The sequence below is a fragment of the Pigmentiphaga sp. NML080357 genome (genome assembly GCF_002188465.1).
Lineage (GTDB): Bacteria > Pseudomonadota > Gammaproteobacteria > Burkholderiales > Burkholderiaceae_B > Pigmentiphaga.
Genome location: NZ_NINW01000032.1, coordinates 44633 through 57553 on the forward strand (window position 1 = coordinate 44633; position 12921 = coordinate 57553).

The window sequence follows — 12921 nt, forward strand, 5'->3', positions numbered from 1 at the left end:
AAGACGCCAGCCCGGCAGGAGCCCCTCCTGCCGGGCTGGCGTTCGTTCGTCCATAATCATCACAACCCCCGGACCCGAGATGCCATGCCTCCAGGGGACCGCTTCAGGGCCGTTGCGGTTTGGCCGGCGTGTCCGGCGAGTCGGGAATCAGGCAGGCTTCCACGGTGCGCAAATCGTTGTCCCGCGCGAAATCGACCACGAATTGCCAGGCCAGCGGCTCGAGCGCCCTCAGCCGTTCGTCGACCACCACGCATTTGACGCCATCGATGAAGGTAGGCACGACGTAAGGCGAATACGTGAACGGGCTCGCCACGCTCCCCTTGGGCCGAAAGGGCGACATGACGCCGGCCAGGCGCTCGGCCCAGTCGCTGGGGCGAAACTTGCTGCCGCCGGAAGTAATACCCTGGATAATGAACTGCCTGACGCTTTCAGCCATCGTCGATGTGTGGGCGGAAGGAACTCCGCGGTGAAGAGGTCTCGTGAACCCGGTAGATCTTGGGTCCGATCCGTTGCACACCCGTGCTGCAGACGCCGATCGGACCGCCCGTACGCAGCGATGGCAGGCGCACGAGGTGCGGGCAACGCCGCAAAGGACAGCTGAGCATTGTAGCTTATCGGCCCACTCTCCCTCCACCCTTCCCTTGGCCCGGCAAGCTCGCCCCTCCCTTCGGCCCCAGTCGAGGGACGGCCCCGTGCGGCAGCCTGCAACAATGCCTCGGGTATCATTGCTCTTTTCCGCGAAACGAGCCGATGAGTCGATAGCCGCGCGGTGCCGGCCACCGCACGCTGATTCGGCAATTCTCTGTCAGAGGCGTCGTATGAACGCAAATCCCCAGCAAAACTCCAAGACTTCCCCGCCGTTGCGGCATTTCCTGCAATTCAATGATTTCACGCGCGACGAAATCGAATACCTGTTTTCCCGCGCCGCGCTGATCAAGCGCAAGTTCAAGAACTACGAGCCGCACTTCACCCTGAGCGACCGCACGCTCGCCATGGTGTTCGAGAAGGCCAGCACCCGCACCCGCGTCTCGTTCGAGGCGGGCATGTACCAGATGGGCGGCTCGGTCATCCACCTGACCACCGGCGACTCCCAGCTGGGCCGCGCCGAGCCGGTCGAAGACTCCGCGCAGGTCATCTCCCGGATGGTCGACCTGATCATGATCCGCACCTTCGAGCAGACCAAGATCGAGCGCTTTGCCGCCAACTCGCGCGTGCCGATCATCAATGGCCTGACCAACGAGTTCCACCCCTGCCAGATCCTGGCCGACATCTTCACCTACATCGAGCATTGCGGCTCGATCCAGGGCAAGACCGTCGCCTGGGTGGGCGACTCCAACAATATGTGCAACACCTGGCTGCAGGCGGCCGAGCTGCTGGACTTCAACCTGCACGTATCCACGCCGCCCGGCTACGAGCTCGAACCCGAACGCGCCGGCGTCGTCGACGCCGAACGCCTCAAGCAGTTCGCCGACCCCATGGAAGCCTGCAAGGGCGCGCACCTGGTCACGACCGACGTCTGGACCAGCATGGGTTTCGAAGCCGAGAACGAGGAGCGCCGCGCCGCCTTCGCCGACTGGTGCGTCGACGGCGAAATGATGGCCGTGGCCGACCCCGGCGCCGTCTTCATGCACTGCCTGCCCGCCCACCGCGGCGAGGAAGTCACGGCTGAGGTCATCGACGGCCCGCAAAGCGTGGTCTGGGACGAGGCGGAAAACCGGATGCACGTGCAAAAGGCCTTGATGGAGTTCCTCCTGCTGGGCCGTCTGGATTAGCCCCTAGGGAAGCCCACCCCCTTGCGGCCTACGGCCGCTCCCCCTCAAGGGGGCGGCGCTGGCGGACCGGCAAAGCCGGATCCGCGGCGCCCCGGGTCTAGTGCGGCTTTCTTGGGTTGCGGCACCGTTGCTACCGCTGGCAGCCAGCGAAGCATAGGTGCCACTCTACCCAAGATAACGGTCCTAGACCCAGGATTCGGCGGATCTGGCTCCGCCAGTCCGCTCGCATCGCCCCCCCTGGGGGGCGCCCGTCAGGGCGTAGGGGGTGGTACAATCCCAGATCGCCCTTGTCAGGCCGGGGGGCGATTGCACGATCCCGCGCATATGGCACGGAGCGCCCTTGGGTGCGCCCCATATCCGGTGACCTCGACCGGCCAGAATGCCGCGCTGCCAAGTGCGGGCCGTCCATGTCCTGGGAACATCAATGAGCGAAGTAAAGAAGGTCGTACTTGCCTACTCGGGCGGCCTTGACACATCCGTCATCCTGAAGTGGCTGCAGGATACGTACCAGTGCGAAATCGTCACCTTCACCGCCGACATCGGGCAGGGTGAAGAGCTCGAGCCGGCGCGCACCAAGGCCCTGAAGTTCGGCATCAAGCCCGAACACATCTACATCGACGACCTGCGCGAGGAATTCGTCCGCGACTTCGTCTTCCCGATGTTCCGCGCCAACACCATCTACGAAGGCGAATACCTGCTCGGCACCTCCATCGCCCGGCCGCTGATCGCCAAGCGCCAGATCGAGATCGCCCGCGAGGTCAAGGCCGACGCCGTTTCCCACGGCGCCACCGGCAAGGGCAACGACCAGGTCCGCTTCGAGCTCGGCTACTACTCCCTCGAGCCGGGCATCAAGGTCATCGCCCCGTGGCGCGAATGGGACCTGCTCTCGCGCGAGAAGCTGCTCGCCTACGCCGAGAAGGCCGGCATCCCCATCGAGATGAAGCACAAGCAGGGCGGCGCCCCGTATTCGATGGACGCCAACCTGCTGCACATCAGCTACGAGGGCCGCCACCTGGAAGACCCCAAGGCCGAGGCGGAGGAATCGATGTGGCGCTGGACGGTGGCCCCCGAGGCCGCTCCCGATGCCCCGGAATACCTCGACGTCGAATTCGAGCGCGGCGACATCGTCGGCCTGAACGGCAAGCGCATGACGCCGGCCGAGGTGCTGACCGAGCTGAACAAGCTCGGCGGCAAGCACGGCATCGGACGCCTGGACCTGGTGGAAAACCGCTACGTGGGCATGAAGTCGCGCGGCTGCTATGAAACCCCCGGAGGCACGATCATGCTGCGCGCCCACCGGGCGATGGAATCCATCACGCTCGACCGCGAAGTGGCTCATCTCAAGGACGACCTGATGCCGCGCTACGCCAGCCTGATCTACAACGGCTACTGGTGGAGCCCCGAGCGCAAGGCCCTGCAGGTGCTGATCGACCACACCCAGCAGGCCGTGAACGGATGGGTGCGCCTGAAGCTGTACAAGGGCAACGTGTACACCGTGGCGCGCGATTCCAAGAACACCCTGTTCGACCAGACCATCGCGACCTTCGACGACGACGGCGGCGCCTACGACCAGGCCGACGCGGGAGGCTTCATCAAGCTGAACGCGCTGCGCATGCGCATCGCCGAGAACGCCCGCCGCAAGCGCGGATGAGTCCGGCTGCCTATCCCTTTTGCAGCACCCGCCCGGCAACGGGCGCGCATTGACCACGATCGGCGGCCCCTGGCCGCCGATTTCGCATTCGCCACATCGCTCGTCCGACCGCCATGACCGAGAATGCCGTATCGCCTCTAGTCATCGTCCAGACCGGGGTACCACCCGCGCCGGTGTCCAGCCGGCACGGCACCTTCAGCTGCATGATCCGCCAGGCGGCTGCGCTGCATTCCCACGAAGTGGAGATCGTCGCGGTGCACGAAGGGGCACTGCTGCGGCCGCCTTCGAGCTATCGCGCCGCCATCATCACCGGCTCGCCCGCCATGGTGACGGACCGCGCCGAATGGAGCGAGCGGACCGCCGCATGGATACGGCAGGCGGTGGACGAGGGCCTGCCGATCTACGGCATCTGCTATGGGCACCAGTTGCTGGCCCATGCCCTGGGCGGCAGGGTCGATTACCATCCCAGGGGCCGCGAAGTGGGTACCCAGACCGTCGAACTGCTGGAGACCGCCGGCAAGGCCGCGCTGCTGGCCGGTCTGCCGACGCGCTTCCCGGCCCAGCTCATACACCAGCAGAGCGTGATGGAGCTGCCGCCGGGCGCGACCGTACTGGCCCGCTCGGAACATGACGCGCACCAGATCGTGCAGTACGACGACCACGTCATTTCGAGCCAGTACCACCCCGAGTTCTGCACCGGCATCATGGGAACGTACCTGGCGCACTATGGCCCCCGGCTGGGCGAGGAAGGCTTCGACGTCGACGCGCTGAACGCGCAATTACGCCCCACGCCGGAAGCGCAGCAGCTCCTGCTGCGCTTCGTCGAGCGGCACGTGCGCCGGCGGGAAGCGGCCTGAACCACCCCTGGCGCGCTGCCTTGCGGACGGCGTGCTAGCGATCCTCGATGCCCGGCACCACGACCGGCTCGGCCTCCAGCGTTACGCCGTAGCGGCTGTCCACGTCGCGGCGGATGGCCTCGGCCAGGGCCAGCACGTCGGCGGCGCGCGCGCCGCCATGGTTCACCAGCACCAGGGCCTGGCGCTCGTGCACGCCCACCGGCCCCATGCGGCGTCCTTTCCAACCGCATTGGTCGATCAGCCACCCGGCGGCGAGCTTATACCCCCCCGGGGCTTGCGGATACCCCACCAGGCCGGGAAAGCGGGCGCGCAACGCCTCGTAGCGGTCGGCCGGCACCACGGGATTCTTGAAGAAGCTGCCGGCATTGCCCAGCACGGCAGGATCGGGCAGCTTGGCGCGCCGGATCTCGCAAACCGCGTCGAAAATGTCGCGCACCGTGGGAGCCCCTCCCAGGCGCGGGTGGCGCTGCAGATCCGGGTAATCCATCACCGGCCGCCAGCGCCTGGGCAGCCGCACCCTTACCGAGGCGATGACCCAGCGGCCGGGCTCCCGCTTGAAGACACTGTCGCGGTAGGCGAAGGCGCATCGGGCCGCGTCCATGTCTACCCAGCGCCCCTCTCGCAGGTCGTAGGCGCGAAGCCCGGCGAACCGGTCGCACAGCTCCACGCCGTACGCGCCGATGTTCTGCACCGGCGCGGCGCCCACGGTGCCCGGGATCAATGCCAGGTTCTCCAGGCCGCCCCATCCGCGCTCGACACAATGGGTAACGAATTCGTGCCAAGACTCGCCCGCCGCCGCTTCGACGATGCGCGACTGCTCGTCCTCTTCCAGCAGGCGCACGCCGCGCAGCCCCATCCGGGCGACCAATCCCCGTACGGTCGGCGGCAGGACGAGATTGCTTCCCCCGCCGAGCACCAGGAGCCCGTCGTAGCGCCGAGCCAAGTCCGCCAACCGGGGCAGGTCCTGCGCGCGGCTCAGCATGACGCAGGCCGGGGCCACGCTCTCGAGCGCGAAGGTATTGAGCGTGGAGAGATCGCAGGCGCCGGGCACGAGGGCCGGGGCGGCGCCGTAATCGGGAGCAGCAACCAATCGGATCACCAGGAAAAGCTATCGAAGCGGGAACGGTTTTCCCGCGGCCCCGCCATCTTACTTGACTACAATTCTTCCTATTCCATCGACCGGCCCGCGGGCCGCCTGCCAGGGAGCCTACCCATGCCTACATTCGACGTCGTCTGCAAACCCAATCTGGTTGAATTGCGCAATGCCGTGGAGCAGACCAACAAGGAGATCGGCACCCGCTTCGACTTCAAGGGTTCGGATGCGCGTGTCGAACAGAGCGAGAAAGAACTCACCGCCTACGCCGACAGCGATTTCCAGTTGAACCAGGTGCGCGACGTGCTGCTGAACAAGATGTCCAAGCGCAACGTGGACGTGCGCTTCCTGGACCAGGGCAAGGTAGAGAAGATCGGCGGCGACAAGGTCAAGCAGGTGCTGACGGTGCGCAACGGCGTGCAGCAGGACGCGGCCAAGAAAATCGTCGCGCTGGTCAAGAACAGCAAGTTGAAAGTCCAGGCCAGCATCCAGGGCGACACGGTCAGGGTCCAGGGCGCCAAGCGCGACGACCTGCAAACGACCATTGCGCTACTGAAGAAGGAAGTGACCGACCTGCCGCTGGGGTTCGAGAATTTCAGGGAGTAGGGGTTCCCCCCTACGCGCTGACGCGCCCCCCAGGGGGCGGCACTGGCGGACCGGCGGAGCCGGATCCGCGGTGCCCTGGATTGGATCGCGGGGGGGGGTGGCGTTTTTTCTGGGGCGCGTTAGAGCACGGGGCGCTTGAAGAGCATCGCCGGGTCGAGTTCCAGCGCCTTGGCGAGCTTTTCGATGTTGTCGACGGAAATGTTGACGCGCGCCCTTTCGACCTGACTGACGAAGGTCCGGTCGAGATGGGCGGCGAACCCGAGCTGCTCCTGCGACATCTTCTGCGCGACCCGAAACGCTCGGACGTTGTAGCCGAGAATCTCGCGCAGCGTCGTCAAGGACGCTGATGGGTTGGGGGATCTCAGTGGTGCGGGCATTGACGCATACTCCCCACGACGGCCGGTTACATCTACCGCTTTTACATCAACTTTATCGAGCGCGATTGCAACGCTTCGCAAAGCGCTTCAGTAAAAGTAATTGTGCCCCTGTGGGCAAGCGGGATATACCGGGCTAACCCTCGGTCGGCCGCCCGAATCGCGCCTCGCGCTCAACTCACCCAGTCGGGAAAACGTGCGCGTATCGACCGTTCGATGCCCGCGGCGTCGAGGCCCAGGCCCGCCAGCAGGGCGGCCTGGTCGCCGTGGTCGATGAAGCGGTCGGGCAGGCCCAGTTGCAGCACCGGCAGGGTCACGCCGGCATCGTTGAGCGTTTCGCATACCGCGCTGCCGGCCCCGCCCATGACGCTGCCCTCTTCCACTGTGACCAGGGCCGCATGCCGGCTCGCCAGATCGAGAATGAGTTCGCGGTCGATGGGCTTGACGAAACGCATGTCCACCACGGTGGCATCCAGCGCCTCGCCGGCCTTCAAGGCGGGCACGGCCAGGGTACCGAACGCCAGGATGGCGATGCCGGACGGGCCGCCGTCTCCGGTGCGTCCGCTGTCGCGCCGCACGACGCCCTTGCCCAGCGGCACGGTGTCCAGGCCCGCGGCGGGCGCCGCTCCCCTGCCCGCCCCGCGCGGATAGCGCACGGTGGCCGGGCCGGGGTGCGCATAACAGGTAGAGAGCAGCAACCTGCACTCGGCTTCGTCCGACGGCGTGGCCACCACCATGTTCGGAACGCAACGCACGAAGGCAATGTCGTAATTGCCCGCGTGCGTGGCGCCGTCGGCGCCCACCAGGCCGGCGCGGTCCAGCGCGAAGGTCACGTCGAGATTCTGCAGAGCGACGTCGTGGATCAACTGGTCGTAGCCGCGCTGAAGAAAGGTCGAATAGATGGCGACCACGGGCTTGAGCCCCTCGCAGGCCAGCCCGGCGGCGAAGGTCACCGCGTGCTGCTCGGCGATGCCGACGTCGAAATAGCGGCCGGGGAAGCGCTGCTCGAACTCCACCAGCCCGCTGCCCTCGCGCATGGCCGGGGTTATGCCGACCAGCCGGGAATCGGCCGCCGCCATGTCGCACAGCCAGTCGCCGAACACCTGGGTGAAGGTCTTCTTGGGCGGGGTGGAAGGCTTGCTGATGCCCACCGCCGGATCGAACTTGCCGGGGCCGTGATAGAGCACCGGATCCGCCTCGGCCAGCTTGTAGCCCTGGCCCTTGCGGGTGACCACGTGCAGGAAGCGCGGCCCGGAAAGCTTGCGCATGTTCTGCAGCGTCGGGATCAGCGAGTCGAGGTCATGGCCGTCGATGGGCCCGACGTAATTGAAGCCGAGTTCCTCGAACATGGTGGCGGGCGTGACCATGCCCTTGGCGTGCTCTTCGATGCGGCGCGCCAGTTCGAACACGGGCGGCACGTGCGACAGGACGGCCTTGCCCACGTTGCGGGCCGCGGCATAGAACCGGCCCGACATCAGGCGCGCCAGGTAGCGGTTCAGCGCGCCCACCGGCGGCGAGATCGACATGTCGTTGTCGTTCAGGATCACCAGCAGATCCACGTCGGGCATGACGCCGCCGTTGTTGAGCGCCTCGAAGGCCATGCCGGCCGACATGGCGCCGTCGCCGATGACCGCGATGTGCTTGCGCTGGATGCCGGCATTGCGCGCGGCCACCGCCATGCCAAGGGCGGCGGAGATCGAGGTCGACGAATGCGCGGTGCCGAAGGCGTCGTACTCGGATTCGCTGCGGCGGGGAAAGCCCGACATGCCTCCCATCTGGCGCAGCATCGCCATGCCGGCCCGCCGGCCGGTCAGGATCTTGTGCGGATAGGTCTGGTGCCCGACGTCCCAGACGATGCGGTCGTGCGGCGTATCGAAAACGTAGTGCAGAGCCAGCGTCAATTCGACCGTGCCGAGATTGGACGACAAGTGGCCGCCCGTGCGCGAGACGGACTCCAGCACGAAGGCGCGCAGTTCGTCGGCCAGCGCCGGGAGTTGGCAGCGGTCCAGTTTTTTCAGGTCGGCCGGAGAGTCTATGCGGTCCAGCAAATCGGTTGCCATGTTGCGGAATCTCCGTTCAGCGGTCGCGCAGGACGATGAAATCGGCCAGCGCGGCCAGGCGGGCGCCACCCGCCCCCAGCGGCGCGATGGCCTCGTGCGCGGCAAGGCGCAGGCGCTCCGCCAGGGCCCGGGCCTCCTCCAGGCCCAGGATGGATACATAGGTCGGCTTCTCGGCGGCGGCATCCTTGCCCGCCGTCTTGCCGAGCCGCGCCGAATCGGCGGTGACGTCGAGGATATCGTCGACCACCTGGAACGCCAGTCCCACGGCCTGCGCATAGCCGTCGAGCGCGGCGCGTTGCGCCGAACTGGCGCCGACGACGATGCCGCCCAGGGCCGCGCTGGCGCGCAGCAGGGCCCCTGTCTTCAGGCGGTGCATGGCCTCGAGTTCTTCGCGGCTGAGCGGCTTGCCGACGCTGGCCAGATCGATGGCCTGGCCCCCCGCCATGCCCTGGCTCCCCGCGGCTGCGGCCAGGGCCTGCACGGCCTGCACCGTCAAGCCGGGCGCGATCGGCATGGCCGCCAGCACATCGAACGCCAGCGCCTGCAGCGCGTCGCCCACCAGCAGCGCGGTCGCTTCGCCGAATTCCACGTGCACCGTCGGCCGCCCGCGACGCAGGACGTCGTCGTCCATGCAGGGCATGTCGTCATGGACCAGCGAATAGGCGTGGATGAGTTCCACGGCCGCGGCGGCCGCGTCCAGCGCGGCGTCGCCGCCGGCACCACCGGAGCTGCAGGCCTCGCCGGCGGCGTAGGTCAGCATCGGACGCACCCGCTTGCCGCCGCCCAGGACGGCATAGCGCATGGCCCGGTGCAGCGTATGCGGCAAGACACCCTCTTGGGGCAGCGCGCGCGCCAACGCGAACTCGGCCCGCTCGCCGCACGCCGACATCCAGGACGAAAAGCCGTCGCGACTGCCGGTCATCGATTCAATCCCCGGCTTCTTCGAAGGGCCGCAGCAGCTCGCCCTCGAGAACCCGGACCTGCTGCTCGGCGCGCGCCAGCCGGTCCTGGCATACGCGCACCAGCTCGACGCCGCGGCGATAGGCGGCGAGCGAAGTCTCGAGCGGCATGGAGCCGTCCTCCATCATCGCGACCAGCGCTTCGAGTTCGCCCAGGGCGGCTTCGAAGTCCTGAGGCAGGGCCTCCGGGGGGGTTGCGCCCGCCCCGGCTTCGGGAACATTCACTTGCTTGTCGGCCAATCACGCCTCCTGGATCTCAACGACGGCATCGAACCTGGAATTGTACGGGATCGCGGGGGCCGGCCCCTGCTTCAGCCGTCGCCCGGGCGGGGACTTATCCCCCCGTCCGGGGTACAATAGAGGGCTTGATCGGGCAGATCATTTTCTTCGCGCCAGTACCAGCTGCGAAGTTCCCATGCCGCTCCAGGTCGCGTAAGGGGCGGTGTCGCAGTGGCGTACTGGCTTCACAACTCTCGCGGAGGGAAGTCATGACCGATATCGGTCGCGTGGCACATGTGACGGCGAGCCGAGCGCAGCTCCCAGTCAGTGCCTATTTCGATAAAGCGCGCTTTGCGCGCGAAATGCAAACCATCTTTGGCCAGGCCCCCCTCTACGTGGGGCACCAGAAAAGCGTCCCCGAGGTCGGGGACTACCGGACCCTGATACAGGAAAACGACGGCCGCGTACTGGTGCGCAACCAGGGCGGCGTCGAGCTTTTGTCCAACGTGTGCCGGCACCGGCAGGCGCTCATGCTGGGACAGCACCCGTTCGGCCAGGAAAAGCAGGCCGCCCATTGCAGCGGCAACCTCGGCCGTCCGGGCAACATCGTCTGCCCCCTGCACCGCTGGACGTACGATGCGCGTGGCAAACTCATCGGCGCCCCGCTGTTCAGCGAAACGCCCGGGCTCGATCTGCAGCGCTTCCCGCTCCAGGAATGGAACGGTTCGCTGTTCGAGGCCCCCCGCGCCGGCAGCCGCAACGCCGCCGCCGAACTGGCATCCCTCCTGGGGAGGCCCGAATTCGACTTCAGCGACTACGTGCTGGATCGCGTGGAGGTGCACCAGTGCAATTACAACTGGAAGACCTTCATCGAGGTCTACCTCGAGGACTACCACGTCGGCCCCTTCCATCCCGGTCTGGGCCGCTTCGTCACCTGCGACGACCTGAGCTGGGAGTTCGGCGACTACTACAGCCTGCAGCGCGTCGGCGTACACAATGCGCTCGCGCACCCGGGTTCCGAGGTGTACCAACGCTGGCATGACGCCCTGCTCGCCTACCGCAACGGCAGTGCGCCGGAGTTCGGCGCGATCTGGGTCACGCACTTCCCGACCCACATGATCGAGCTCTATCCGCACACGCTGGTATTGTCGACGCTCTATCCCAAGAGTCCGCAGGAAACCGTCAATATCGTCGAGTTCTATTATCCCGAGGAAATCGTCCATTTCGAGCGGGATTTTGTCGAAGCCCAGCAGGCGGCCTACATGGAAACCGCCGTCGAGGACGACGAAATCGCCGAGCGCATGGATGCAGGCCGCAGGGCATTAATGGAACGCGGCGCCGACGAGGCGGGCCCATACCAATCTCCCATGGAAGACGGCATGCAGCATTTCCATGAATGGTATCGGAAAGTGATGGACGAGCCTGAAGATATGTAAAGTCGTAACGCGTCTGACTGCCCCATCTCCAAGCGCCCCTCGCGGGCGCTTTTCTTTTGGACAATAAATACAAGGTGAATCAGGGGCCTTGAGAAGAATTACAAATACACACACTGCCGCCTTGTCAAAACGTGGGGCGAACGCGTAGTTTCCCAAACAGGCGCTGGGTCTCTTTTTTGCTGACCCAGGTTTCGCCATCGGCAAAAAGAGAAGACAGGAGAAAAAATGCTGCACTACGCAGTCGTATTTTTCGTCATCGCCATTATCGCGGCGGTCCTGGGGTTTGGCGGCATAGCCGCCGGCGCGGCCTCTATCGCCAAGATATTGTTCTTTATTTTTATCGTGCTTGCCGTCCTGTCGCTCTTGAGCGGCCTTTTCCGAAAATAACCAGCATGCAAGGAGAAAAATCATGAGCGTCCGTACCCTGCTTATTGCCGGCATCATCGGCACCGCCACCGTCATGGGCGGCTGCGCCTCGACCCGCACGCAGCAATCCGCGGGCGAATATGCCAGCGACGCCGCCATTACCGCCAAGGTCAAGGCCGCCCTGGTCGCGGCCAAGGACGTCAGCGCCGCCGACGTCAACGTGGAGACCTTCCGCCACACCGTCCAGCTTTCCGGTTTCGTCGACTCGCAGGCGCAGGCGGCGCGGGCGGTCGAAATCGCCCGGGGCGTGGAAGGCGTCCAAAGCGTGAAGAACGACCTGCGGGTGAAAACCCGCTAAAGGCGGTTCTCGCCGGGAGCGCGAACCGCTCCCGGTAGCCCCCAAATGAAAATGGCCTCGCTTTACCGCGAGGCCATTTTCCATTGGACATCCCCGAAAGCGTCCCCGCTCCGGGGCGCCGGCGGATCCGGCGGGCCGGTCCGCCGCGCGGCGGGGCGTACTTGCCTGCTTATTTCGTCCCGCCCGCCGCCATCAAGGCGCGGATACGGTCTTCGATGGGCGGGTGCGAGGCAAACATCGCGCCCAGGCCCTTGCCGCCGGCGATGCCGGATGCTTCGAAGCTCTTGGGCAGTTCGCCGGGCTCCATGCCGCCCAGCCTGGCCAGCGCGCGGATCATGGGTTCGCGCGAACCGAGCAGGTAGGCCGAGCCCGCGTCGGCGCGGAACTCCCGCTGGCGCGAGAACCAGGCCACGATGATGGACGCCAGTATGCCGAACACCAGTTCGCAGACGATCACGGTGGCAAAGTAGCCGATACCGCCGGTGCGCTCGTTCTTGAGCACCATCTGGTCGACCACGTATCCCACGACGCGGGCCAGGAACACGACGAAGGTGTTGACCACGCCCTGGATCAGGGTAAGCGTCACCATGTCGCCATTGGCGATGTGCGCCACCTCGTGCCCCAGCACCGCGCTGATTTCTTCCTCGGTCATACCGCGCAGCAATCCCGTCGATACGGCGACCAGCGAATCGTTCTTGAACGCGCCCGTGGCGAAGGCGTTGGGCTCGCCTTCGTAGATGGCGACCTCCGGGCGGCCGATGCCGGCGCGATCCGCAAGCTGATGGACCGTATCCACCAGCCATTGCTCCTCGGCGCTGTTGGGAGCGTTCGGATCGATGACCCGCGCGCCGGTGCTCCATTTGGCCATCGGCTTGCTCATTAGCAGCGAGATGATGGAGCCGGTGAAGCCGACGATCAGCGAGAAGATCGCCAGTGTCGGGATGTCGAGGCCGTTGGCGGTCAGGAAGCGGTTGACGCCGAGAATGCTCAACGTCGCGGTCAATACCAGCATGACCGCGATGTTGGTCGCCAGAAAGAGCACTATGCGTTTCATGAGGGCTGGAAACTCCGAATACCTTTGATATTTTGTCCGGGGGCGGATTTTCCCCTCGGCCTGCCGGGAACCGCCCCGCGCGGCGCCGAATGTGACGGCAACGGACATCGGAAGTT

Annotated in this window: 14 protein-coding genes; 7 read left to right on the forward strand and 7 right to left on the reverse strand. The window is 65.9% G+C overall.

Features of this window, described 5'->3' with window-relative positions:
• Nucleotides 1-103: 103 nt before the first annotated feature.
• Nucleotides 104-436 (reverse strand): DUF3579 domain-containing protein, encoded by a 333-nt coding sequence (locus CDO44_RS13940; protein ID WP_087780819.1) that lies wholly within the window; start codon nt 434-436, stop codon nt 104-106.
• A 382-nt stretch (nt 437-818) separates the two neighbouring features.
• Between CDO44_RS13940 and argF the strand changes: the two genes are divergently transcribed.
• The 3 genes from argF to CDO44_RS13955 all read left to right on the forward strand — a co-directional run bounded on the left by argF (nt 819) and on the right by CDO44_RS13955 (nt 4280).
• Nucleotides 819-1772, forward strand: coding sequence for an ornithine carbamoyltransferase (argF, locus tag CDO44_RS13945; protein ID WP_087780820.1), 954 nt, complete (start codon nt 819-821; stop codon nt 1770-1772).
• 424 nt (nt 1773-2196) lie between these two features.
• A complete protein-coding gene (locus CDO44_RS13950; protein WP_087780821.1) occupies nt 2197-3423 on the forward strand; it encodes an argininosuccinate synthase in 1227 nt (408 codons plus the stop codon).
• Between the two features lie 113 nt (nt 3424-3536).
• Nucleotides 3537-4280: a glutamine amidotransferase gene (locus CDO44_RS13955; RefSeq protein WP_087780822.1), complete on the forward strand. Its 744-nt coding sequence runs from the start codon at nt 3537-3539 to the stop codon at nt 4278-4280.
• A gap of 34 nt (nt 4281-4314) precedes the next feature.
• On the opposite strand, the gene murB is transcribed toward CDO44_RS13955, so the two are convergent.
• Nucleotides 4315-5370 carry a UDP-N-acetylmuramate dehydrogenase gene (gene murB, locus CDO44_RS13960; protein ID WP_087780902.1) on the reverse strand — a complete coding sequence of 352 codons (1056 nt, stop codon included), beginning with the start codon at nt 5368-5370 and terminating at the stop codon, nt 4315-4317.
• A gap of 123 nt (nt 5371-5493) precedes the next feature.
• On the opposite strand from murB, the gene CDO44_RS13965 reads away from it, so the two are divergent.
• Nucleotides 5494-5979, forward strand: a complete 486-nt coding sequence (locus CDO44_RS13965) for a YajQ family cyclic di-GMP-binding protein (RefSeq protein WP_087780823.1) — start codon at nt 5494-5496, stop codon at nt 5977-5979.
• A gap of 119 nt (nt 5980-6098) precedes the next feature.
• Here CDO44_RS13965 and CDO44_RS13970 read toward each other — a convergent pair whose 3' ends face one another.
• The 4 genes from CDO44_RS13970 to CDO44_RS13985 form a co-directional block, all read right to left on the reverse strand.
• Complete coding sequence (locus CDO44_RS13970; protein WP_233146180.1) at nt 6099-6317, reverse strand: helix-turn-helix domain-containing protein; 219 nt, start codon at nt 6315-6317, stop codon at nt 6099-6101.
• Between the two features lie 209 nt (nt 6318-6526).
• The gene (gene dxs, locus CDO44_RS13975; RefSeq protein ID WP_087780825.1) at nt 6527-8413 is read right to left on the reverse strand and encodes a 1-deoxy-D-xylulose-5-phosphate synthase; all 1887 of its coding nucleotides are present in this window, start codon (nt 8411-8413) and stop codon (nt 6527-6529) included.
• A 16-nt stretch (nt 8414-8429) separates the two neighbouring features.
• On the reverse strand, nt 8430-9335 hold the full coding sequence (locus CDO44_RS13980) for a polyprenyl synthetase family protein (protein WP_087780826.1): 906 nt from the start codon (nt 9333-9335) through the stop codon (nt 8430-8432).
• Between the two features lie 4 nt (nt 9336-9339).
• The gene (locus CDO44_RS13985) at nt 9340-9597 is read right to left on the reverse strand and encodes an exodeoxyribonuclease VII small subunit (RefSeq protein WP_087780903.1); all 258 of its coding nucleotides are present in this window, start codon (nt 9595-9597) and stop codon (nt 9340-9342) included.
• Nucleotides 9598-9860: 263 nt separating this feature from the next.
• Here CDO44_RS13985 and CDO44_RS13990 point away from each other — a divergent pair, with 263 nt between their 5' ends.
• The 3 genes from CDO44_RS13990 to CDO44_RS14000 all read left to right on the forward strand — a co-directional run bounded on the left by CDO44_RS13990 (nt 9861) and on the right by CDO44_RS14000 (nt 11751).
• The gene (locus CDO44_RS13990) at nt 9861-11027 is read left to right on the forward strand and encodes an aromatic ring-hydroxylating dioxygenase subunit alpha (protein WP_087780827.1); all 1167 of its coding nucleotides are present in this window, start codon (nt 9861-9863) and stop codon (nt 11025-11027) included.
• A 225-nt stretch (nt 11028-11252) separates the two neighbouring features.
• Nucleotides 11253-11414 (forward strand): DUF1328 domain-containing protein, encoded by a 162-nt coding sequence (locus CDO44_RS13995; protein WP_087780828.1) that lies wholly within the window; start codon nt 11253-11255, stop codon nt 11412-11414.
• A 22-nt stretch (nt 11415-11436) separates the two neighbouring features.
• A complete protein-coding gene (locus CDO44_RS14000; protein ID WP_087780829.1) occupies nt 11437-11751 on the forward strand; it encodes a BON domain-containing protein in 315 nt (104 codons plus the stop codon).
• 169 nt (nt 11752-11920) lie between these two features.
• Here the strand turns inward: CDO44_RS14000 and htpX are convergent, their stop codons facing one another.
• Nucleotides 11921-12805 carry a protease HtpX gene (gene htpX, locus CDO44_RS14005; protein WP_087780830.1) on the reverse strand — a complete coding sequence of 295 codons (885 nt, stop codon included), beginning with the start codon at nt 12803-12805 and terminating at the stop codon, nt 11921-11923.
• Nucleotides 12806-12921 lie beyond the last annotated feature (116 nt).